We start from the raw sequence: 21,200 nt of genomic DNA on the forward strand, positions 1-21,200 counted from the left end.
GAGAGAAAATTGACAAATTCCAGTATTCTTTTGGTAGATGACGACATTCAGTTCCTAGAGGCCACAGAATACATGCTAAAATATGAAAATTATGACGTAATTACGGCTAAAAATGGCGAGGAGGCCATCAAAAAGTACTCAGAATCAAGCCCAGATATCGTCCTAATGGATTTGAAGATGCCCGTGATGAACGGCTATGATGCATTTTTTAAAATAAAAAAACAACATCCTGATGCAAAGATAGTATTCACATCAGCGTATGCAATCAATAATGAAGAATTTGCAAAGGCCAAAAAATCGGGATTGTACGGATTGCTGACAAAACCATTTGATCTTAATGAGCTAAACAGTCTGGTTGAATCAAAAAACTAGCATTTCATTTGGCATCAGACTTTTTCAATATTGTGTATCTTTGCTGATAATATTTTGTTGCACTTCTAAAAAAAATCAAGAACCATTTTTTAAGCAAAGCATCCTCTTCAAAAATAACATCTAGATTTTTTATTCCGTCAGTTTTTGGTTCAGTTTTTCCAATTGGGTTGTACAGCAAATTAATGTAAAACCAATACGAGATTTGTTCTGCGAGCTGCTCTTCTGAAATTGATTCAAAATTTCTCTGAAATTTGATGTGCAGATATGACATTAATTCATAAAATGGAATTCCCTGTTGTACTTGAATCTGAGGGTTGTCTGCAAGCAATCCATTTGCCAATAATTTAATTCCGTAAATCCTGTTTCCAATTTTTGATTTTAGATAATCCCATTTTCCAAAAACTTTTGGCAATACATTAGAATACTTTTCTGCAAGCTTGTCAATTTCGTTATTTGAAAAATCCAATACATCAATGCAATACAAAACTCCATACAATGATAATCTGTACTTGTCAGCTACACCTGTCTTGAGACTCTTTCCATCTTTTACTACCAATCCCAAATTTAAAATTCCATCTGAGCGTTTTCCTTTATCTTTTCTTCCAACAAGCAGTCTTCGGTAAATTTTTTCACGTTCACGCAATTTTGCCATGTCATTTGGAATTGATATTTTTGCAAACTCCCAAGTTGTAAGTGGCTTATTTTTTGACATTATTTTTAAAAGTGATTGGACGTTTTGTTGATGTTTAGTTAGATTTGATTTTTTTTCGCCTGGCTTTCCATAGTGAAGATGTGCGTTTGGGCGCAAGTACATTTTGTAGTTTTGCAAGTTGCCCAGTACGGATTCTGATTCGGAAGGCATACCGTAATCCGGTATCTCTTGTTATATATAACTCAGCCTCAAGTATTGCATGAAGCAGCAAACCGTACACAACTGGCAACACTCGCCTTCAAAAACTCAGGTTGCAAGCATCCCTGTAAAAGCAGTGTCAAAATCCTTGCACCAAGCCAAGACACCTACCTTCTCCAGTGAGGATTTGATGGGGCTTTCCTGGGCATTGTTTGAGGAGAGATTCTAAAATGCAAGCACAGTATTTTTTTCCAAATGTCAGGATTGTGTGTAACAAGATTCCGACCAATTTTGTTGCATTGCACAGCCAAAAATGTATGGAGGAGGTGAGAAAATGAGACCTGCCAGCAAAATTTTCCCCAGAGGTGGATTTTCATCTTCGCTGCTGATGCATGCAGAACAAATCGAGAACTCAGATAGCATTGAATCTCAATATGAGAATGAAATAATGCTCGATGAGTTTAATTTGTTTGTACATCAAAGACCAAGAAGAGGCAATCAAGTGAGGTGTGGAGCATCAGCATGAGCATAGTTTCATCACCAAGCATACCAAGGAAGAGCAAGACAAGAAGTTTGGCAACATCATGTATTTTTGGAATGGTGTTGAGTCTTTCACTGACAATGTTTGCAGATTCGGCAAATGCAGAACCAACTCAAACTTCAGTGATAAAACTTGATGATGAGACAAGTCTTGAAAAGACTGTTCTTAGCATGAACATTCCTGAAACAAATACACTTCCTTGGGGAACAATCAAAGGCAAAGTGAATGACCCTTCGCAAGGACATCCTGTGATTATTCAAATTTTCAAATCCGATGAGTCCGTTCCTATTCATGTTGCACAGGTTAACTTGAAAGGCGATCATTCCTTTGAGTACAAGTTCCGATTGCTGTCAATAGATGATGGTAAAATCACTCCTTTTTTTGAAGGCGACTATAATGTCAAAATCTTCAAGGTGATTAACACACCAACAGGTAATCTAGAATCAATCTAGATTATCTCCATCTTTTTTTATTTTTTTTAATTTTAATTTCAAATATGCTGTCAAATACGTATTTTACTCCAATAGTATTATTACTGGTAGAAACGGGATATTGTTGAATTAAGCAATGAGTACCGAAAAAGGCAATTATTCAGGATATGGCAAGTATGATGTCTCAGACAAATTAGAATTAAGCCTGCCAAAAACAGAAATCAAGATAGAAAGAAAATCCAATGATACATTATCATATTATCGAAAGAATGCCGAAGGTGCTGAAGTTAGAAAATCATTTCCCAATTCGAGCAAAAATGTTTCACTAGAACTGTGTCCAGTCTTGCCACTTCATCTTCCTGCTAAAAAAACACACGATCTCATCTTTTTGCGTTTGGTAGAATCTATCTTTCTAGAAAAAAACTCTACTGCAAGCTTTGTAATTCAATTTCCAATGGAGATTGGAGTCTTTGTAATTAACTCAAGTGATGGCTCAAAGGAGCTCTTTGATTGTTTTACATGTGAGCCAATGCACTCAAGATTTGCATTGTATGGCACCCCAGAGAAGGGAAATCTTTGCATGTACTCCAAAGTCAAACTACTAGAGGAGACGGACTCTGATCCCTATGTCTTTGCTAAAATGAGAGTTACTTTGAACAACGAACTAGACCATGGAGTATTTGTAAAGAAATTAGTATTTCCAATAGCAGAGCATACAATTTACTATGCAGAAAAGTCTTCTGAAGTTCACATTGATGACATTAAAGGAGTGATAAAATCAGTAACAAATAATGAAGTAATTGAGATTAATAGAGAAGAGCATACCAAAAAAGACAACGATTTGAAACTAGTAACATATTCTAGCAGCAAGGAAAACAAATCATTTACGATGGAAAAGGGGTTTGATTAGATGGTTTTAGAAATTTTAGATACTCAGCTGATGGAGGGCGTTACCATTTGGAGTTTGCTAATTACTGGAATTGTAGTTTTTGTCGGAGTAATTGTTGCAAGAATAGTTCGTATGATATTCAACAAAAAATTTGCGCCAAACATGCCAGTTCACACTGTAAAAACTATGAACAAGTTAATCTACTATGGAATAATTGTCATCTTCTTGATGGCTGCAACTGCAAGCCAAGGAATTGATCTTGGCGGGCTAGTTGTAGGAGCAGGATTCATGGGAATCGTAATTGGTTTTGCAGCACAGTCAGTAGTATCAAACATGATATCAGGAGTATTCCTGCTAATTGAAAAGCCCGTAAAACAAGGAGACACTGTAGATGTAATTGACTCTAATGTAACAGGTAAACTAATTGATATTAACACATTCTCGTCTAAAATTCAACAATTTGATGGAACAGTTGTTAGAATTCCGAATGAAAAAATGTTTACATCAAATCTTCGTTCTTTTAATTTATCAGAAGTAAGAAGAAGTGAAGTCACAGTTGGCATTGGTTACGGAGAGAATATCGACAAGGCAATCAAAGTAATTAAAAATGCAATTGAAAAAAACGTAGTCTACTCACTAATGGAGCCTGAACCACAATTTTCCATATCAGAGCTTGGCGATAACAGCGTAAACATTCTGATTCGCGTATGGTATCCCCGAGATGATCTGCTTGAAGTTATGCCCAACTTGCTCAAAGTTATTAAAAATGCATTAGATGAAGAAGGCATCGAGATTCCATTCCCACAAAGAGTGGTATGGGAAGGAAAAGAATCTCAGAGATAGGATTACAAAAATCACTCAATACTATTATTTTGGATTTTAAATGAATAGATATTTTACATTCAAGTAAATCATATTTGTGTGGAAGTAGAACACAGCTTAGAGGAAAAAAATAGGATTCAAGCATTACATGAATTGGAAATACTAGACACTCCACCTGAAGAGAGATTTGATAGGATTACAAAAATTGCACAAATCATGTTTGATGTTCCAATAGCGCTTGTGAGTTTAGTTGACTCTAATAGACAGTGGTTCAAATCATGTGCAGGTCTTTCTGCCAGAGAAACTCCAAGAAGCATGTCTTTTTGCAGTCATGCAATTTTGAATGAGGATATAATGACAATCGAGGATGCAACAACGGATAACCGTTTTTCAGATAATCCTCTGGTAACAGGAGATCCATTTATTCGATTTTACGCAGGAAAGCCAATTAGAGGACAAGACAATAGGATGTTAGGAACGTTATGCATTATTGATAAAAAACCTCGAGTTTTTTCCAAAGCTGATAAAAGTGTATTAACTGATTTGGCAAATTGGGTAGAAAATGAATTCAAAACCTCAATTCTTACAAAGTCATTAAAAAATACAACTGAGAACCTAGTAAAAGTTCAACAAGAGCTTTTAGATCAAAATAAAAATTTAGAATTAAAAATCAAAGAAAAAACAAATCAGATTCTAAAACAAGACAGAGTTACAACTGTTGCTTCAATGTCAAGCCGTCTTGCTCATGATCTAAGGAATCCATTACAAGTAATACAGATTAGTTCAGAATTATTAAGACAGGAACTTGAAAAACACATGGATGAAAACATGAAGAAACGTTGCGGTAATTTACAGAGTTCCATACTAGAAATTAATCGAATTATAGAAGATGTGCTAGAATTTGTAAAAACATCACAGCTAAATCAAGAGACTAATTCATCAAAAAATCTATTAGAAAATTGTATCTCAAACATTGTAATTCCTGAAAACATTGCAATTTCGTTACCAGAAAATGATGTTCAGATTTTTGGAGATGCTAGGAAAATTCAAGCTGTATTTTCAAATTTAATCATTAATGGCATTCAAGCAATAAATGGTTCTGGAGAAATCCTTATTCGCATATCAGAGTATCCTGAAAAAACTAGTATTACATTTGAAGATTCAGGACCTGGAATTCCAGATGAAGTGATGCCTAAAATCTTTGAATATCTATACACCACAAAACAAGATGGAACAGGCTTGGGTTTGGGAATTTGCAAAAGTATTATCGAACAACATGGCGGTAAAATTTCTGTTTCAAATAACCCAACTGCATTTACAATTGAGTTACCAAAACATTAGGATGTAATTTGGATAATTTGTTTTATACAAAAAGCCTTCAGATTAAATCGTGAAGAAAACCATCATACCAATTATTGCGATAATTATAGTTGGAATCGTATCAGCATATGCCATATCCCCATACTTTACTGAATCAACAGTAGACGAGGCAATACCCTCAGGTGCCATTATTGAATCAGCTATGGAAGAAACTATGATGGAAGAATCAGCTATGGAAGAAACTATGATGGAAGAAACTATGATGGAAGAATCAGCTATGGAAGAAACTATGATGGAAGAATCAGCTATGGAAGAAACTATGATGGAAGAATCAGCTATGGAAGAAACTATGATGGAAGAAACTATGATGGAAGAAACTATGATGGAAGAAACGATTCCAATTTCATATGCTGGAAAATTTGTCGGAGTTGGTGATGGAATACATGATGCACAAGGTGATGCATACACCATACCATTACAAGATGGAAGTAATGTACTAAGACTGGAGGACTTCCAATCAACAAATGGCCCGGATCTTTATGTTTACTTGGCAACAGATGATAATGCTTCGGAGTTTATCAATTTAGGAGAATTAAAGGCAAACAAGGGAAACCAAAATTATCAAATTCCAGAAGATACTGATCTTGATAAATACAACAAAGTCTTGATTTGGTGCAAAGCATTCGGTGTTTTGTTTGGCAGTGCAGAATTAGAGTAATCTAGCAGGGAACAATGGATTCATGTTTTTTTAAAACGAACTAACAACTCTTCATAGTTACATAATGCAGATTTTTCGTTATGATTCCAAAAAGAGATGCAAAACAAATTCTCGCTCAACTATCAGATACTGAGGAATTCTCATCAATAGTAGACAATGTGGCCATAATAAAAAATACAAATTTCAAGACTAGAAAATCCCTTGAATCAGTAGTAAATCAAGAAATGTTAGATAATTTTCAAAAAATTGAAGAGGCAATAATTAATTTGCAGCGCCTTTTTGAGGATACTAAAAAACCAATTTTAAAATCACAAAATAGCCACATTGATGAAATGTCTTATGTTTCATTATTTGAAATACTAAAGCAGTCCATTCCTGTAAGCATCCCTTCAGAGATATTCATAAAACTTCCAAGACACGATTACGCAATAAAGGGGATTAAAAAGAAGCTAGTCACTCTATTTTCAAGTTTAATTCGAAATTCAATTCAAGCCATGGATAAAAAAGGAACAATTACCATTAGAGCATTTGAGTCAAACAAACAAGTAAGAATAGAATTAGAAGATACAGGAAATGGAATTCCTGAAGAGATGATTAACCAACTTTTCGTAGCTCATACAACTACCAAAAAGTTTGGAACAGGACTAGGCACATCACTTGCAAAATCCATAGTGGATATGCATGGTGGCACAATTTTTGCCAAGAACAATCCCACAACATTTACAATTCAATTACCTGTCTACGAATAATCAATCATAAAACAAACTAATACAAGAATCACTGCGATATTGTATGAATAATTTTCTCCAAGCAATATCATTGGATCATGTGAATATGAGCGTCAAGGATTTAGAAAAGACTGTAGAGTTTTACAAAAAACTTTTTGGATTTGAGATTAGAAAGGATGACAACTCTCCAAACAAGCTGGATGTACCATCAAAAATCATCGGTAATGATTCTATCAAGCTATGCCTGTATGAAGATCCTCAAATGTCACCTGCAGGAGGAATAGCTCACTTTGGTTTTCATGTTGCAAACTTTGATGATATAATGAACAAATGCAAAGAACTGGATGTCGAAGTTCTCTATGACGGTCCTGTAGAGTTTGAAAAGTCAATGTCGGTTTACATAAAAGATCCTAGCGGGTATGACATTGAACTCAGTGAAGTAGCTGGCGGTGGACTCTAGATTATTTGAATTCAATTGGATCAGTAGAGCAAGTTTCCTCTAGAAAAGTTCCAGTTATGAGTAGAATTCAGAAAATATCTCAAACATTGTTTGTATAATTTGGAAACTCCAATATTCTTATGTTCATACTAAATTCAGAATGTAGTGAGAATACAAACTATTAGCATTGTAAGTTTAGCAGTAATCATATCATTTGTAGCATATGGGACATACTTGATACATAATCCACAGGTAGACCTTGAGAAAACTGAAAAAATCCATCAGATGGTTTCAGATAAATTTGAAAAATGTCTTATGGAATTTCAATCTGTAGAAATCTGTAATGCGTTATTAGAAGAGTTTACTCAATCAGCTAGATTAGAACTTGGATATTGAGATTAATCCCAATGTTTGGAGCCATCTGAAAAAATCTGACCGTATTTTTTTCCAATCTCAGATTCTTCTTCAAAAGGAACTTTCCTTTCTGAGAGTAATTTGCTAACCTCCCAAAAATAAAATTCTAGATTTGGTGGACTAATTACAATTGCATGTCCACCTTTTTCACCAGTAACAAATCTATGTAGTGCTCCGGTAGGAACACAAACAGTATCACCTGCTTTTGCCACAATAGATTCTCCATTTAGAAAGAATTCATAATTACCTTCAACAATATGAAAGGTTTCAGGACCTGCAGGATGTTGGTGTGCTGCAGGACCAATGTTCGGAGCATGTAAAATATCTAAAACCGTGTATCGGTTACTGGATTCAGAGGATAGAACTTTGATGGTAAATTGTGAACCATGAAAATCAAAAGGATGGTTTTTCATAATTTGAAAAACATATTCATAAATAAAAATTCATTTTACGTGGATTAATCTACTGTTTCGGAGATAAAATTAGATTCAGATAGGTGTGAGATAAGAAAAAATGTCTTGTAAATTTAATCACAGACTTTGATTTCTGATGTTTCTGCTTTGAAACCAGATTTTGCATGTGAGCCATCACAATTTGGTTTGTTTTCTGATGCAGTACATCTACATAATGCACATAATCTCTTTCCATCAGTTTCTACAATTAATGGACCATTTTCAATAGCTTTGATTGTTACTTTGACCATGTCACAATGTGTTTTTTATCATATATTACACTGTCTTATCGGAGATCATACTCTCATTTTGGGAAAGAAATAGACGCAGAAATGTGTGAAAATGCTTATCTGAATTGAATTCATGAATTTTTGTTATGGGTTTGTTAGATAGATTTAGTCGTACGTTTGACAAGCATGGGTATGACTTGGATGGTTATGACAAAAATGGTTATGACAAAAAGGGATTCGACAAAAATGGTTATGACAAAAAGGGATTCGACAAAAATGGTTATGACAAAAAAGGATACAACAGAAATGGGTTTAACAAAAAGGGATACGACAAAAACGGTTATGACAAAAAAGGATACAAGGACGGTTATGACGAAGATGGGTTTGATTTCAAGGGTTACGACAAAGACGGGTTTAACAAAAACGGTTATGACAAAAATGGTTATGACAAGGACGGTTATGACAATCGGGGTTTTTCCATAGATGGAATTCACATCGATACAAAAATTGCTTTTGATAAAGACGGGTTTAACAAAAATGGTTATGATGAAAATGGGTTTAACAAAAATGGTTATGACAAAAATGGGTTTAACAAAAATGGGTTTAACAAAAATGGTTATGATGAAAATGGGTATGATAGTAACGGGTATGACAAAAAAGGATACAATAAAGACGGGTTTAACAAAAATGGTTATGATGAAAATGGGTATGATAGTAACGGGTATGATGAAAATGGATTCGATGAAAATGGTTTTGATCTAGATGGGTTTGATGAAAATGGGTATGATAGTAACGGGTATGACAAACTAGGATATGATCATATAGGTTATGACAAAGAAGGATACAACCAAGAGGGATACAACAAATTCAATAAAAAGAAAAACGAATTACATAACGATTAAAACAAATTTTTTTCTTTGAATACATTCAACAAAAATGTGCACTTCCACTGCTAGTCTATTTGCTAAATCTGAAGAAGATAACAGTATGCATAAAAAAATAATTTCAAAAATAGTATTTTGGAATCCCTCAGATATTGCCTGTATCGATTGCACACCTATTTGGCCCAATCTCCAAATCAGGAATCTGTGAATGCATCAGTTCTAATTCTCCTTTGTTAACGGTAATGATTTTCCTATAATTCATTGGTCGTGGGCGAGTTATCGCAACTACCTTTTTGATAAACACTTGTTTTGGGATATCCAGCCATGGAAGTTTTTTGGCTTGCTGTATGGTAGAATAAAATGCATCATCTATAGGTTCTACATCACCATGATGAGTTGGAAATACCATAGTATCATCTGAAAGTCTGAGTAGTTTGTTATGTAACGTATTGTGAAGATCTTCTGTGAATTCTTCTGCATTATCCCTCAAATCAGGTCTTCCAATTGACTCTACAAATAAGATATCACCAGTAAAGACATATTTTTCATCAACTACATAGCTTAGACTTCCAGGTGTGTGACCTGGGGTATGAATTACTCTGAGTTTTGTTTTGCCAAATGCCACTTCATCTGAATCCTCAACAAAGTTTGCATCATAATCATATTCCTCATATTTTGAAAGATATAATTTTGCACCAATAGTTTTGGCAAGGTCTCTTGCAGCAGAGACATGATCTGCATGCAGGTGAGTATCAAAAACTGCAGTAATTTGAAATCCTTCTTGCTTGGAAATATCAATGTATTTTTCAAAAGGATATAACGGATCAATTACAACAGCATCTCCATTAGATTCTACAATATGTGATAGGCATCCTTTTCCGACTTTTTGAATTTGGGTAATTTTTATTGGTTCAGTTACAACAGTTACGTCTTTGAGGAATTGGTTCCATCCTACCAATCCACCTGCAAGTGTTTGAGAATCAAGTCCTGCCCTTGAGAGAGCAAAACTTGCAATCATTGCTCGATTTCCATGCGGACAAATGGTTACAATTTCTTTATCTTTTGGAATATTTGAGATAGTTTTTGTATCAAACAGTTTCTCTAAAGGAATGTTTACACTTCCAGGAATTTGAAATTCTGTAAACTCGTCATTGTCTCTAACATCTAATAGAAATACCGAGTCCAATTTTTGAGCAAGTTTATCAGGTGTTATTATTTTTCCAGTTTGACCTAAAGATATTTTTCCAGTCCATGCAGAAAATCCACCTTCAAGATAATGAGCGTCTAATCCAAATGACTTCATCATAGATGCAGTCTCTTTAGCAAAATCTTCAGGTTCAGAAATCAGTACAATTTTGGTATTTTTTGGAATTTTTGGCATGATCTTTTCTTTGGCCTGTGCGTCACATACTGCATGCACTGAGCCTTCAATGTGAGATTTTACAAAAATGTCTTTTTCTCGAATGTCAAACAAAAGAATTGGCTTTTGTTGAACTAAATCATCGTTTAACTCCTCGGGAGTAACTCCTAAATTTTCAGTAGTTTTATCCATATGACAATATTCTTAATTTTACTTTAAAATAAATAAGACATTTTTCATCAATGACTTTCAAACATGGCAATCGTTTTGAGGATACTGATAAAGTATTAACTTTCAAGATTCATCTGTCATAACTAGCACTAATTTCTGTGTGCTAATTGGAATCCCATGAAGGATAGCCGCCATCTAATGTTACAGCACTAAACCCCTCTTTGTTTAGTTCATCTGCTGCAATATTTCCACGGTATCCAGTACCACAATAGGTACAAATTTTCTTATCTCTCAAATCCTCGATCTGCTTCTTTTTTGCATTTCTTATTGCCAATCCAAGCGGCATGTGAACAGAACCATCGACTTTTCCCGAGGCAAGCTCGTCAAGCTCCCTCACATCAATAATTACAAAATCATCTTTTTTTGATTTTAGTTCGCTTGCAGTAATTTTATCAGCCATGAGTTTTCAATGAACATTTTCCTATTTATTCTAATTCTATTTTGTAATTTTAATCCGAATCAAGGCATACCGCAAGTTGCAGTATATTTTGATATAACACATTTGCCATACTGCATCTGGCGAAAACGTAAGAGGCTGACATATCACAGGGATACCCTCGAATCCAGATAGTTGCCTCATTGCGTTTCACCAAAAAGTGATTAAAAATGAAAAAAATGAATTTGAAAAATAAATCGCTTGGAATTCCCTTAGTAGCATTACTGTTTGTGTCTGTTTTTTCAACAGCAGCATATGCTGAAGATGCAAAGGATGTTTACGACCAAGCAAAACTGGCTGCAGAATTAGAGTTCAGTGAAACCATTCTAAAAGCAAAAGAAGAACTAAAAGCAATATCTGAACAATCATCTACTGATCCTGAAATTAAAAAGCAAGCTGAGAAAAATTATGACAAAATAGTTGCAGAGGCTAAGAGCATAAGAGATGAAAAAATTGCTCAAGCTTGGAAGACATACAAGGAAGAATCATCTACTGAAGTCAAGGATTCAAAACAAGCAAGAGATGAATTTACTAAAAAAATCAATGACGCAAAAATAGAATATGAGAAACAACTTGAAGACGCAAAAATTGCACATGAAAAATCCTTGTCTGATGCAACAAATGACCAAGACATCAAAGTGCTAGAAGAAGAATACGAAAAAATACTCGATGAGATAAAACAAGCATACAACAACGCAATAGCTACTGCAAATGAAGAATATCACAAAGCCAAAGAATCTCTAAAAAGCAGCACAAAGAATTCCTGATGATTTAATGATGCACTATCGATTTGATAGTGCATTAAAATCATCTAGAAAACTCAGTTAATTCAGCAATAACACAAGTTTTATTTTTTATTGAAATCCTGCATAATTTTTGGTAATTTATCATCAGGGTTTTTTTGTATGTTGTATTTTTTGCAAAACTCAAAATGATTTGGCCAGTTTGCTTTGGCAATTCTTCCAAAATCAGCACTGACCATTTTATCATACCAATCAATTATGATTATACCATACCCAAAGAAACGGCGAAGATACGTTCCAATCTCAGTTGGGATTTTGTTATTCAGTGTTAGAAAAGCAATTTCATCAAGCGTATTTAGATAATCATTTGCATATCTTTCACAGTCCTCTGTTGTTTGTAAAACGGTATTTTTTTCTAGTCTTTTAGTCAAATCTTCATGAAAAGAACGCAAAAGTTGAGAATATGTTGCCCTGGTGTTTTCTTTTGTAGTCCTCCAGGTAATCCACAAAGTAATTGCAAATATTGTCATAGTTACAGAGCTAATCATTACTGCCAAAACAGGAATCTCTATCGGAAGAGAGATTGATTGGAGATAGGCAGTACTGAAAATATCAAACATGTTTCTCATTGATTTGTGATTATTTGTATATGATCCTGTAGAAATTGTTTTTATTTGCTGATATGCTATGATAATCATGTCTTCTACTGAAATTGAGAATTTAGAGAAGGCATGTCAAAAAGTTTTAGAATTATCAAAAGTTCGATTTGTAGGAGTACTTAACCCGATGGGAAAGAAGATTGCAGGGGGTTTCAAAGAAGGTGTCACATCTTTTCTTCCAGACAAAGACAATCAAAAGATGTATGTTCAATTAATGCTCGAATACATGATGAGAAAAGACTTTGATAAGCAATTAGGTGAAATAGATTATATCGTTTCTAGAAGAAGCAATCTAACAATGATAAGTATCCCAACAAAAGAATACCTCGTCTTAATTTCTTGTCAAAGGGATGCCAGCGCTCAAGAAATAATCAATCACGTAAATTCTGCTTTCACTACACTGCCAGACATTAAACCGTAGATTATTCTTCAGTGAATATCCAAGTTAGGCCTCTAACTTCTTCCCAGGATAGATTTGAATCGTTATTGCTCTCTTTCATGATACAACTAATACAATAATTGTTTATAATATTCATGAATCATTTGTTCAGATCATTGATCCATATTTTTGATTGTATAATCCTAGAACAAAGTATTCAAAAAAGGGTCAGAATAATTCCAGGTTAGAGCATATTATTTTTCAACATTAAAAAAATCAATATGTGTCATCAATGATTGGTTAATCTTTTGAATTACTGTTTTAATAATATCCTGCTTTGAGGTAAAGAATCCTCTAAAGTGGTCTCCTTTCTCAACACCGCCAATGTCTTCAGCGACCAGGCCAAATAGACCATCAGAGCCTTTAGATATTACAATCCACATATTTTGAAGATTTGTGCCTGCACAAGTTAGAATTTCTGCTTTATCAGGAGGGGTCTCTGGTGCAAAAAATGGATTATCAAATCCACCGATTACCCAAGTTTTTGGAATATTTTTCATTAGTTCAAGGTAATGTTTTTCTACGTACTTGTAGAGATGCTCTGTTTCAAATGTAGCAATCAGTGGCTCATATGCACGTTGGGCATGATCTTCAATTAATTTACTCAATCTGTAAAGATCAGGTCTTTTTACATTATCAAACATAATGAGTTTGGCTTTGATGTGATCATCTAGTGTTGCAAATTTATTTTGATCAGTGATGTCTGTTTTTTCAGTTGTTTGCAATACATCAAATTCTTGATAAATTGAATCAAGGAATTTTTCATTGACTTGCATAACTTTCTATAGACTTGACTGTATTTAGAGGATGCCATCATTTATGCAAAAAATAAAAACATAAAATAAAATAAATAAATTTCAAAAAAATAAAAATTGTTTTAAGGATTAGTTGTGTCTTGGAGTAGCTTTTCCAGTAATCTTAACTATGTCAGGATCAGTTGCAATCTTTTCAACATGTCTGACACCCATAAGACCAGAAAATATTACAGCATCATTCCATTTGTTAGTGGTGATTTCTATAGGATACTTGTCTCTACCTTCTTCTTGCTTCTTGTGAATGTCAACCCCCTCCTTGTATGTAACATCTAGATGTACGTGAGGAATATCTGGGCCAATATACCGTTTGAGATTTAATTCAAAGAGCATAATTCTAACTATTAGCTCAGGATCAATTGTTGGATGCGAGTTCATTACATTATTTAGAAATAATCTAAAGTGCCCCTCAATTGTTGATTGTTGACTCATAATGAAAATAAAGTAAAACTGTATTTAAAGAAAGATTAGCAGACAACCTAATGCCAACAATTTTCAGTTAATTGGCACCATGGATAATTTTTTGAAACATTAAATGCAGTTGTTTTGAGAATATAGTTATGAAATCAGTTCTTGTTACAGGTGCAACTGGTTTTATCGGATCTAGACTTGTATCAGCATTGCTTGAAAAAAATTATTCTGTATCAACTCTTATCAGACCAGGGAAAAATACAGATGTAAAGGCAGAAAAAATAGTAGGCGATCTTACCGATTCAGATTTGGATTTTGAAGGAAAAAGCTTTGATTGTGTCTTTCATTTGGCATCTTGTACACCGCTAGAAAAAGACTCAAAAGTTTTAGAAAAGGTCAATCTTACTGGAACCAAAAATCTTTTTGAGGCAATTAATGGAAAGACAAAGTCAATCATCTACATTTCAGGATTGGGAGTGTTTGGCGAACCCGGAGACAAGGTAATTGACGAATCTGCTCCACGTAATCCAAATACAAAATTTGTCAGTATCAGGCTAGAGGCTGAAAAATATCTTGAAAAAAAATGTAGTGAGAATGGAATTGATTTTTCCGTGGTATATTTTGGAGATGTGTATGGCTCAAAGGGCTGGTTTTATGATATTCTAGTTAAAAGATTGGAAAAAAAATCATTCAGGCTTCCTAGTGGAGGCAAGTACTTCAAAGGATTTGTCAATGTAGATGATGCAGTAGGAAGCATGATTGCAGTTTTAGAAAAGCAGGCATTTGGAGAGTCCTTCATTGTTGCAGATTCAGAACCTGCACTTTTCAAAGACTTTGTGAACTTTACTGCAGACCAAATCGGCGCAAAGCATCCAGGAAATGTTCCAACATTTCTTGCAAAAGCAGTTTTGGGTTCTGATTTAGTAAAACTGCTGACAACATCAATGAAGGTATCAAACAAGAAAATTTCAGAGATATATTCATTAAAGTATCCCAGCTATAAAGAAGGGATTCCCAAAGTAATTTCTGAGATTAAAGAAAACGAGTCTTTGTTGCAAAAATAATTTTCATCAAACATATCGTTCGAATTTTGTAGAATTTCATATTTGATAATCTTGATTCAATGAATAAATAGGTCAAATTGACAAAAACAAGATAATAAGACATTGAGAAAAATTGAGGTTATTTGCTATGAGCAGCAAAGTAAAAGCATAGAATATTCATTCAAGAAATACAAGATTCCTTTTCACTCAGAATTAACTATGGCAGACGACGAGAAACTGCTCAGATATACAGGAATTTGTCCGGATTCATTAGCAAATGCGCTATCTAATGAATTAAACAAAATCGTGGATACTAGAAAAAAAGAACTGTATGTGACTAGTTTTGCAATTGAAGCTACATTATCAGATTACTTGTCAAACTATGTCAAAGAGCTTGAATCAAAACAAGTTAAAGTAAAAAAGAAAAAACTAATCGAAGAGTACGATTCCATAATAGATCCTAATGTAAGATTTAACAAAAATCTCCTTTTCATGATTGTAATAGCTGCAGGAGTTGCAACAGTTGGACTGTTTGCAAACAATGCGTCTTTGGTAATTGGTGCGATGCTGATATCGCCATTGCTAGGACCGATTTCTGCATTTTCATTCAATACCGCAGTTGGCAAAACCGAAAAAATGTACAAATCCCTTTATTCAGGACTTATTCTACTAGTATCAGTTATTCTTACAGGTGCTCTTTTGACATTTATCGGAGCTCAATTCATGGAGTTACCATTAACAAATGAGATTTTATCTAGGACAGAAATATCACCCGTGTTTTTGGGAGTTGCAATTGCGCTGGGATTTGCGGGAGGAATTGCAATGTCAACTAACATTCCAGGAATTTTAGTGGGAGTTGCAATTGCAGCAGCGTTGGTCCCACCAGCAACGGTTGCAGGCATTGGAATTGCATTATTGGATTTTGAAATTTTTTCAAGCGCTTTGACACTTACTGCAGCAAACATCATAGGACTAGTTCTTGGAATGATGATAGTATTTTTCATAGGAGGAGTATCTCCAAGAAAGTTTTACGAAAAAGAAAAAGCCCAGAGACACATGATTATTACAATATCAGTATTCATTGGTTTGAGTATTCTATTGGGATTTTTATTGTTCAAACCTTAATCCATTTACTGGAACAAATTTTTTGCCAGAATAAATTAATTTATGATTTTGGAGGCTTGACTATCATCACAGGACATCGTGCTTTTGCCACAACATTAGATGCCACACTTCCAAGTACGACTTTTTTAAAACCAGACCTGCCATGAGAACCCATTACAATTAAATCTGTATTGTTCTTCTCTGCAAATAAAAGAATGCCATCAGAACTTGAAGAATTGTGAACTATTTCAACTGAGATTGACACATTTTCAACAATGTTTGAATTTTTTAGTTTATTCAAATCTTCTTTTGCTTTATTCTCAGATTCATCATGTGCCTCCTCAGCACGTGACAAGGACATTCCAGATGTGTCAATATCACTTCCAATAACTGAAATCAGAGTTAGTTTTGAATCAAATTTTTTTGCAATCTCCATTGCTTTATCAAATGCCAAGTCACCAAAATTTGTAAAATCATAAGGAACTAGGATGTTATTTACCATACTAGACACATAATTTTTTCAAATATTAAGATATACCATAATTGTCATGTTGTTGGTCATCAAAATTAAGAGTCATTTATTGTAGATTTAGCAGACATACCTTCAAAGATTTTCTAATAGTAAATCAAAGAAATGGACCATCAAACAATTTTCTTTAATTGCTGTTCGTGTTTTAATTTGTAAGCAGTTAGACCTACAAACCCAAAAATGATTACCAATCCTAGATATGCCAATCCCTGACTATATTCTATTAGTACAGCAGAAACACCAGTTCCAAAAACTCCTGGAAGTAATGATAAGGCATACAGCCACCAGCCACAACAGCCAAGCGGCACTAGAGAGAAAAATGAGAAAAACGATGTTGTGGCAACACTAGAAGAATTTCCACCAAATGCTTTTTTCTTTACAGATAGTTTGCATCCTAATTGTTTACTTTTTTCAGACAAGAAGACTTGCAACCCAATTCCAATTCCCATTCCAATTATCACTATGGAATTTAGTTGAAATGCGGCATTGATTGCTGCTAATGGTTCTAGTGCAGGAGTTGTAATGACTACAACCAAAAGATAGCCAACTATGGTAATGATTCCAACAATGATTGCTTTTTGAACTGCTTTCATTTACACATCTCCAAAAACTAGTGTGTCAGGATGAAATGCAATCCATGAAAACCAAAACCCAGGTTCTATAGGCATTCGTTCTAATTGCTTTCCTTGGTATTTTCCAGATATTGAGAAACCATCATAATTCCATTCTGAATTTGTTTGCAAATCAAGAATTTTACCATCAGAGTATTCAAAGTCCAACATTTCATCGTCAATTATTCTCTCAAATGCACGAGAGTTTTCAGAAAATAATGAAACAAGAAGAATTGGAGTGTTACCTACAAAATCATTGATCACAACTTTAGATTCAATTTCATTTTGTTTGTAAGCTTTGTAGATGTCATCTTGATGTAAACCAATGACGATTTCTTTTGGATTCATTCTATCATCTCTGTTTTCTACTGGAAACATTATTCTTGGTTCAGTGTAATAATTTCCATAAGGATCTGTTGCATACGAACGAATGTGTCCTGTTTCAGTAGTTAACACCAATGTATCAGGATGAATTTTTTTCCAATCACCCCAAGTAATAACATCAAAAGGAATCAAATTCAATTCATATCCACTCAGCTCTCCAGTTACTGCCATTCCAAGTGCCTGACTCCAATATGATTCGGTGAATCTATCATACATCAACAAATTACTGTTGTATAATTTTCCAGAAGTACCAAATTCTACTTCTTGCCCATCGATAGTTCTCTCAAAAACCTGATTGGTATAACACAGTGGACAATAAGTTACAGATACCGGAGTACCACCAACATTGTCATTTACAATTTCATGCCATACCAAAATAAAGAGAGGGTAGGCTTTTGCCTGACCGTTAATTTCTAATCCAATTACTGTATCAGAGTCAGACATAAAGTGAGAATCAGAAATGCTTGCAAATACAGGGTTATCTATTGATGGAATTCCGTCCTTTGGGGGACCTCCTCCTTTAATTTTATCAAGCGGTATCAGGTGCTTTTCTCCATTTGTTTCCATCAGAGAAAGTTTTGAAGTAACATTGCCAGGCTCTTCAGAATTTTCTATAGTTGATTGATTAGAAGAATACATTCCAAATAAAACGCCAAATGCCAAAAGAGCAATACCTACTATTACAATTAGAAAGAATACCTTAAAGTTCAATTTTGAATAATTTTTGTTTGAAAAATATTAAACGATTATTCCAATTCTTGTGCCTGCCTCAGATTAGCCTCAAAAACAGATAGATTCTAAGAATTGAATTAGATTCTCAAAATGGATCCGATCAAAAAATTTTCTATATAGAATACAGAGTTATCATAATCTATGCCTAGTATTTGTAAATAGAATTTTCAAACCAATTTTATCAATGAAGACAACAACATCGTTACTGATTTTATTGACTGCACTTGGAGCTATAATCACTCCAATGTACGCAGACGCAGCAACATCACCTGATGTACCTGATCCAAACCAAGAGTTTACAATAACAGGAGCAGGAGCAACATTCCCATATCCACTAATTGATTTATGGAGAGTTGAATACAACAAGGAATTCAACAATGTAAATCTAAATTATCAATCAATTGGAAGTGGTGGCGGAATTAAACAGCACATAGAAAAAACTGTGAATTTTGCAGCATCAGACAAACCCATGAGTCAAAAAGAAAGAGACATTGCAGTAGGAACGCTACACATTCCAGAATCAATTGGTGGTGTTACGTTAGTTTACAATGTACCAGAAATTCCAAACAAAGGTCTAAAATTAACAGGTGAAGCTGTTTCAAAGATTTTCTTAGGAGAAATTACAAGATGGGATGATCCCGTAATTGCAAATGAGAATCCAGGATTGAATCTTCCTGATCACGAAATTGTTACAGCACATAGATCAGATGGTTCTGGAACCACTTTCATATTTACAGACTATTTAGCTACTGTTAGCCCAACATGGGATGAGCAGATAGGTAAAGGAAAATCTGTCCCATGGCCTTCAGGTCTTGCAGCTGCAGGAAATGAAGGAGTTGCAGGAATTGTAAAATCTACTGAATATTCTATTGGCTACATTGAACTTGCATATGCATTTCAAACTGGAATGACTTATGCATCAATTCAAAATGGTGACAAAACTGCATTTATCGAGCCTACACTAGACAGCATTTCTGCTGCATCTAGCGGAGTAGCAGACTCATTACCTGCAGCCGAAGAGAGCTGGGTCGGAGTGTCACTAGTCAATGCACCAGGACCTGATTCATACCCTCTAGCTAGTTTCACTTACTTGCTATTGTATGATGATCTAAAATCAGTAACTGACAACAAAGAACAAGCTAAAGCCTTAATTCATTTGGTTTATTGGATGATTACTGATGGTCAACAACACTCTGCAAGTTTACTATACGTTCCACTAGCCGACAAAGTGGTAGAACTTGGCAAACAAGGTTTATCAAAAATAACCTATGATGGAGAAACCATTTGGAATTATGAGGCAGAAGCTGTTGTAGATTTGGGAATTCCGCAATGGATTAAAGATAATGCAAAGTGGTGGTCTGAAGGATTGATATCTGATCAAGACTATATCAACGGATTGCAATATTTAATCCAACAAGGTATACTCAAAGTATAATTTTTTTCTTTTTTTATTTTTTATTAAGACTCTGCAATGACACTTTGCACTGTTTCATCTATTGTAATTTCAGATATATCCCTGGAATATTCTGCGGTTCTTCGCATATCTTCCAGAATTAGTTTGATAATTGCAGTGTTGTTGTTTTGTTTTAGAGAATCCATCAGTTTTTTCTCTTTGTCAATTACCTGAGTCACACTTGCTGCAACCTTTTCTGCCATTTCATAATCTCTTTTAGAAAGAGCAGTTATGGAATTTTCAAAAACGGTAAGGGAATCTTTGCTTATTTGCTCTATTTCTTTGAGGACTTTTTTCTCGATTGCCGAATCCAGATATTTTATTTTCTTTGCAATTAGTCCTGCATGATCTGCAATTCTTTCTACACATTTTACTACAGTTCTATAGCCCAGGCAATCAGATGGTTTTTCGAGCCCAGAATCAAGTAAAACCTGAACATTTTCTAGCGATAAATTCAGATTCCTCAACAAATATAGGCTGAATCTATCTACCTCATCATCCATTTTCAGTACTTCTTCGGCAAACTCTAAATCCAATTCCTTTAATGCCTCAATTGCGTCCTGATGCATGTTTGTTGCAGTAATGTACATTCTTTTTAGCGCAACATCAAATGACAATTGTGCAAGTTGTGTGAGAACTTGCAGTACAATTCTCTCAGAACTTGTCTCAATAATTTCAGTTCCCATAAGAGTGGTTCTAACCAAATCCCTGATTGCCCCCCTATGCATACTAGGAATTTCCATTCCTTTTGTTTTGATCTCTATGGTTTTGTAACCTGATAGGTACATTGCAATAATCTTTCTTCGTATGGATTCTTTTGAATCACTTTTTCCAATAAATGCAATAGCGTTGATTTTTTTATTTTGTTCTTCTTGAAATAGTGTAATTGAATTATTACGATTTTTTATTAGTGTGATATTGGAGTTTTTTTCTAGTTTTAATTCATCAATCCATGTTTTTGGTAATGAAACAGTGTATGTTGAACCGCCAGTAACCTGCAACCGTCTAATCTGTTTAATGTCAGTCAATCTGTCTAACAATATTGTATGATCATTTTTTAGTCATATACTGCTAATGATCATAATCTATATAGATCTAAATCCATATCATACTCTACATATTTTATGATCATTTTTTAGATAACACAACTTTAGCATCAAAAT

General features: G+C 34.3%; 28 protein-coding genes. 16 read left to right on the forward strand and 12 right to left on the reverse strand.

What is annotated here, in order from left to right; all coding sequences use genetic code 11:
- The first annotated feature begins 9 nt into the window (after nt 1-9).
- Nucleotides 10-372 (forward strand): response regulator, encoded by a 363-nt coding sequence (locus NADRNF5_RS08595; protein ID WP_160289404.1) that lies wholly within the window; start codon nt 10-12, stop codon nt 370-372.
- 4 nt (nt 373-376) lie between these two features.
- Here the strand turns inward: NADRNF5_RS08595 and NADRNF5_RS08600 are convergent, their stop codons facing one another.
- Nucleotides 377-1,234 carry a hypothetical protein gene (locus NADRNF5_RS08600; RefSeq protein ID WP_048117468.1) on the reverse strand — a complete coding sequence of 286 codons (858 nt, stop codon included), beginning with the start codon at nt 1,232-1,234 and terminating at the stop codon, nt 377-379.
- A 322-nt stretch (nt 1,235-1,556) separates the two neighbouring features.
- Here NADRNF5_RS08600 and NADRNF5_RS08605 point away from each other — a divergent pair, with 322 nt between their 5' ends.
- The 9 genes from NADRNF5_RS08605 (at nt 1,557) to NADRNF5_RS08645 (ending at nt 7,506) form a co-directional block, all read left to right on the forward strand.
- Nucleotides 1,557-1,748, forward strand: coding sequence for a hypothetical protein (locus tag NADRNF5_RS08605; protein ID WP_148313090.1), 192 nt, complete (start codon nt 1,557-1,559; stop codon nt 1,746-1,748).
- Nucleotides 1,745-2,215, forward strand: coding sequence for a hypothetical protein (locus NADRNF5_RS08610; protein WP_048117474.1), 471 nt, complete (start codon nt 1,745-1,747; stop codon nt 2,213-2,215). Before NADRNF5_RS08605 ends, NADRNF5_RS08610 begins: the two co-directional genes overlap by 4 nt.
- Nucleotides 2,216-2,330: 115 nt before the next feature.
- Nucleotides 2,331-3,104, forward strand: a complete 774-nt coding sequence (locus NADRNF5_RS08615; RefSeq protein WP_052661914.1) for a DUF432 domain-containing protein — start codon at nt 2,331-2,333, stop codon at nt 3,102-3,104.
- Nucleotides 3,105-3,926 (forward strand): mechanosensitive ion channel family protein, encoded by an 822-nt coding sequence (locus tag NADRNF5_RS08620; RefSeq protein WP_048117478.1) that lies wholly within the window; start codon nt 3,105-3,107, stop codon nt 3,924-3,926.
- Nucleotides 3,927-4,004: 78 nt separating this feature from the next.
- Nucleotides 4,005-5,246: a GAF domain-containing sensor histidine kinase gene (locus tag NADRNF5_RS10755; protein ID WP_052661915.1), complete on the forward strand. Its 1,242-nt coding sequence runs from the start codon at nt 4,005-4,007 to the stop codon at nt 5,244-5,246.
- A gap of 49 nt (nt 5,247-5,295) precedes the next feature.
- Nucleotides 5,296-5,943, forward strand: coding sequence for a DM13 domain-containing protein (locus tag NADRNF5_RS08630; protein WP_048117480.1), 648 nt, complete (start codon nt 5,296-5,298; stop codon nt 5,941-5,943).
- An 80-nt stretch (nt 5,944-6,023) separates the two neighbouring features.
- Entirely contained in the window at nt 6,024-6,692 is a 669-nt protein-coding gene (locus NADRNF5_RS10760; RefSeq protein ID WP_052661917.1) for a sensor histidine kinase, read from the forward strand.
- A gap of 43 nt (nt 6,693-6,735) precedes the next feature.
- Nucleotides 6,736-7,131: a VOC family protein gene (locus tag NADRNF5_RS08640; protein WP_048117483.1), complete on the forward strand. Its 396-nt coding sequence runs from the start codon at nt 6,736-6,738 to the stop codon at nt 7,129-7,131.
- Between the two features lie 144 nt (nt 7,132-7,275).
- A complete protein-coding gene (locus NADRNF5_RS08645; RefSeq protein WP_048117491.1) occupies nt 7,276-7,506 on the forward strand; it encodes a hypothetical protein in 231 nt (76 codons plus the stop codon).
- A gap of 2 nt (nt 7,507-7,508) precedes the next feature.
- On the opposite strand, the gene NADRNF5_RS08650 is transcribed toward NADRNF5_RS08645, so the two are convergent.
- Complete coding sequence (locus NADRNF5_RS08650) at nt 7,509-7,937, reverse strand: cupin domain-containing protein (RefSeq protein WP_048117494.1); 429 nt, start codon at nt 7,935-7,937, stop codon at nt 7,509-7,511.
- Between the two features lie 113 nt (nt 7,938-8,050).
- Nucleotides 8,051-8,227 (reverse strand): CDGSH iron-sulfur domain-containing protein, encoded by a 177-nt coding sequence (locus NADRNF5_RS10950; RefSeq protein ID WP_048117497.1) that lies wholly within the window; start codon nt 8,225-8,227, stop codon nt 8,051-8,053.
- A gap of 125 nt (nt 8,228-8,352) precedes the next feature.
- Here NADRNF5_RS10950 and NADRNF5_RS10765 point away from each other — a divergent pair, with 125 nt between their 5' ends.
- A complete protein-coding gene (locus tag NADRNF5_RS10765) occupies nt 8,353-9,108 on the forward strand; it encodes a hypothetical protein (RefSeq protein ID WP_052661919.1) in 756 nt (251 codons plus the stop codon).
- Nucleotides 9,109-9,235: 127 nt separating this feature from the next.
- On the opposite strand, the gene NADRNF5_RS08665 is transcribed toward NADRNF5_RS10765, so the two are convergent.
- Together NADRNF5_RS08665 and NADRNF5_RS08670 are read right to left on the reverse strand one after the other, a co-directional pair.
- On the reverse strand, nt 9,236-10,642 hold the full coding sequence (locus NADRNF5_RS08665; RefSeq protein ID WP_048117500.1) for an MBL fold metallo-hydrolase: 1,407 nt from the start codon (nt 10,640-10,642) through the stop codon (nt 9,236-9,238).
- A 142-nt stretch (nt 10,643-10,784) separates the two neighbouring features.
- Entirely contained in the window at nt 10,785-11,081 is a 297-nt protein-coding gene (locus NADRNF5_RS08670) for a rhodanese-like domain-containing protein (RefSeq protein ID WP_048117503.1), read from the reverse strand.
- A 206-nt stretch (nt 11,082-11,287) separates the two neighbouring features.
- On the opposite strand from NADRNF5_RS08670, the gene NADRNF5_RS08675 reads away from it, so the two are divergent.
- A complete protein-coding gene (locus tag NADRNF5_RS08675) occupies nt 11,288-11,884 on the forward strand; it encodes a hypothetical protein (protein ID WP_148313091.1) in 597 nt (198 codons plus the stop codon).
- An 80-nt stretch (nt 11,885-11,964) separates the two neighbouring features.
- Here the strand turns inward: NADRNF5_RS08675 and NADRNF5_RS08680 are convergent, their stop codons facing one another.
- Nucleotides 11,965-12,558, reverse strand: coding sequence for a hypothetical protein (locus NADRNF5_RS08680; RefSeq protein ID WP_237089256.1), 594 nt, complete (start codon nt 12,556-12,558; stop codon nt 11,965-11,967).
- Here NADRNF5_RS08680 and NADRNF5_RS08685 point away from each other — a divergent pair.
- Nucleotides 12,557-12,940 carry a DUF6659 family protein gene (locus NADRNF5_RS08685; RefSeq protein WP_052661921.1) on the forward strand — a complete coding sequence of 128 codons (384 nt, stop codon included), beginning with the start codon at nt 12,557-12,559 and terminating at the stop codon, nt 12,938-12,940. The genes NADRNF5_RS08680 and NADRNF5_RS08685 overlap by 2 nt on opposite strands.
- A gap of 212 nt (nt 12,941-13,152) precedes the next feature.
- Here NADRNF5_RS08685 and NADRNF5_RS08690 read toward each other — a convergent pair whose 3' ends face one another.
- Nucleotides 13,153-13,734: a hypothetical protein gene (locus NADRNF5_RS08690; RefSeq protein ID WP_048117516.1), complete on the reverse strand. Its 582-nt coding sequence runs from the start codon at nt 13,732-13,734 to the stop codon at nt 13,153-13,155.
- A 108-nt stretch (nt 13,735-13,842) separates the two neighbouring features.
- The gene (locus tag NADRNF5_RS08695) at nt 13,843-14,202 is read right to left on the reverse strand and encodes a hypothetical protein (RefSeq protein WP_048117518.1); all 360 of its coding nucleotides are present in this window, start codon (nt 14,200-14,202) and stop codon (nt 13,843-13,845) included.
- Nucleotides 14,203-14,330: 128 nt separating this feature from the next.
- On the opposite strand from NADRNF5_RS08695, the gene NADRNF5_RS08700 reads away from it, so the two are divergent.
- Both NADRNF5_RS08700 and NADRNF5_RS08705 read left to right on the forward strand, forming a co-directional pair.
- Nucleotides 14,331-15,245 carry an NAD-dependent epimerase/dehydratase family protein gene (locus NADRNF5_RS08700; protein ID WP_048117521.1) on the forward strand — a complete coding sequence of 305 codons (915 nt, stop codon included), beginning with the start codon at nt 14,331-14,333 and terminating at the stop codon, nt 15,243-15,245.
- 102 nt (nt 15,246-15,347) lie between these two features.
- Entirely contained in the window at nt 15,348-16,349 is a 1,002-nt protein-coding gene (locus tag NADRNF5_RS08705; protein ID WP_048117524.1) for a TIGR00341 family protein, read from the forward strand.
- 40 nt (nt 16,350-16,389) lie between these two features.
- On the opposite strand, the gene NADRNF5_RS08710 is transcribed toward NADRNF5_RS08705, so the two are convergent.
- The 3 genes from NADRNF5_RS08710 to NADRNF5_RS08720 form a co-directional block, all read right to left on the reverse strand.
- Nucleotides 16,390-16,830: a universal stress protein gene (locus NADRNF5_RS08710; RefSeq protein WP_048117532.1), complete on the reverse strand. Its 441-nt coding sequence runs from the start codon at nt 16,828-16,830 to the stop codon at nt 16,390-16,392.
- A gap of 140 nt (nt 16,831-16,970) precedes the next feature.
- Complete coding sequence (locus NADRNF5_RS08715) at nt 16,971-17,450, reverse strand: hypothetical protein (RefSeq protein WP_048117535.1); 480 nt, start codon at nt 17,448-17,450, stop codon at nt 16,971-16,973.
- Complete coding sequence (locus NADRNF5_RS08720; RefSeq protein WP_048117537.1) at nt 17,451-18,563, reverse strand: DUF3179 domain-containing protein; 1,113 nt, start codon at nt 18,561-18,563, stop codon at nt 17,451-17,453. It abuts the gene before it with no gap.
- 205 nt (nt 18,564-18,768) lie between these two features.
- Between NADRNF5_RS08720 and pstS the strand changes: the two genes are divergently transcribed.
- Nucleotides 18,769-20,019 (forward strand): phosphate ABC transporter substrate-binding protein PstS, encoded by a 1,251-nt coding sequence (pstS, locus tag NADRNF5_RS08725; RefSeq protein ID WP_048117540.1) that lies wholly within the window; start codon nt 18,769-18,771, stop codon nt 20,017-20,019.
- 23 nt (nt 20,020-20,042) lie between these two features.
- Here pstS and NADRNF5_RS08730 read toward each other — a convergent pair whose 3' ends face one another.
- Nucleotides 20,043-21,065: a PhoU domain-containing protein gene (locus tag NADRNF5_RS08730; protein WP_048119471.1), complete on the reverse strand. Its 1,023-nt coding sequence runs from the start codon at nt 21,063-21,065 to the stop codon at nt 20,043-20,045.
- Between the last annotated feature and the right edge of the window lie 135 nt (nt 21,066-21,200).

It is taken from the genome of Nitrosopumilus adriaticus (assembly GCF_000956175.1).
Classification (GTDB): domain Archaea; phylum Thermoproteota; class Nitrososphaeria; order Nitrososphaerales; family Nitrosopumilaceae; genus Nitrosopumilus; species Nitrosopumilus adriaticus.

Coding starts and splice junctions, on each gene's coding strand:
- NADRNF5_RS10950 (WP_048117497.1), bottom strand. CDS start 8,227: ATGGTCAAAGTAACAATCAAAGCTATTGAAAATGGTCCATTAATTGTA.
- NADRNF5_RS08675 (WP_148313091.1), top strand. CDS start 11,288: ATGAAAAAAATGAATTTGAAAAATAAATCGCTTGGAATTCCCTTAGTA.
- NADRNF5_RS08690 (WP_048117516.1), bottom strand. CDS start 13,734: ATGCAAGTCAATGAAAAATTCCTTGATTCAATTTATCAAGAATTTGAT.
- NADRNF5_RS08680 (WP_237089256.1), bottom strand. CDS start 12,558: ATGATTATCATAGCATATCAGCAAATAAAAACAATTTCTACAGGATCA.
- NADRNF5_RS08670 (WP_048117503.1), bottom strand. CDS start 11,081: ATGGCTGATAAAATTACTGCAAGCGAACTAAAATCAAAAAAAGATGAT.
- pstS (WP_048117540.1), top strand. CDS start 18,769: ATGAAGACAACAACATCGTTACTGATTTTATTGACTGCACTTGGAGCT.
- NADRNF5_RS08700 (WP_048117521.1), top strand. CDS start 14,331: ATGAAATCAGTTCTTGTTACAGGTGCAACTGGTTTTATCGGATCTAGA.
- NADRNF5_RS08600 (WP_048117468.1), bottom strand. CDS start 1,234: ATGCCTTCCGAATCAGAATCCGTACTGGGCAACTTGCAAAACTACAAA.
- NADRNF5_RS08665 (WP_048117500.1), bottom strand. CDS start 10,642: ATGGATAAAACTACTGAAAATTTAGGAGTTACTCCCGAGGAGTTAAAC.
- NADRNF5_RS08715 (WP_048117535.1), bottom strand. CDS start 17,450: ATGAAAGCAGTTCAAAAAGCAATCATTGTTGGAATCATTACCATAGTT.
- NADRNF5_RS10760 (WP_052661917.1), top strand. CDS start 6,024: ATGATTCCAAAAAGAGATGCAAAACAAATTCTCGCTCAACTATCAGAT.
- NADRNF5_RS08610 (WP_048117474.1), top strand. CDS start 1,745: ATGAGCATAGTTTCATCACCAAGCATACCAAGGAAGAGCAAGACAAGA.
- NADRNF5_RS08650 (WP_048117494.1), bottom strand. CDS start 7,937: ATGAAAAACCATCCTTTTGATTTTCATGGTTCACAATTTACCATCAAA.
- NADRNF5_RS10765 (WP_052661919.1), top strand. CDS start 8,353: ATGGGTTTGTTAGATAGATTTAGTCGTACGTTTGACAAGCATGGGTAT.
- NADRNF5_RS08620 (WP_048117478.1), top strand. CDS start 3,105: ATGGTTTTAGAAATTTTAGATACTCAGCTGATGGAGGGCGTTACCATT.
- NADRNF5_RS08640 (WP_048117483.1), top strand. CDS start 6,736: ATGAATAATTTTCTCCAAGCAATATCATTGGATCATGTGAATATGAGC.
- NADRNF5_RS08615 (WP_052661914.1), top strand. CDS start 2,331: ATGAGTACCGAAAAAGGCAATTATTCAGGATATGGCAAGTATGATGTC.
- NADRNF5_RS08685 (WP_052661921.1), top strand. CDS start 12,557: ATGTCTTCTACTGAAATTGAGAATTTAGAGAAGGCATGTCAAAAAGTT.
- NADRNF5_RS08695 (WP_048117518.1), bottom strand. CDS start 14,202: ATGAGTCAACAATCAACAATTGAGGGGCACTTTAGATTATTTCTAAAT.
- NADRNF5_RS08605 (WP_148313090.1), top strand. CDS start 1,557: ATGAGACCTGCCAGCAAAATTTTCCCCAGAGGTGGATTTTCATCTTCG.
- NADRNF5_RS08710 (WP_048117532.1), bottom strand. CDS start 16,830: ATGGTAAATAACATCCTAGTTCCTTATGATTTTACAAATTTTGGTGAC.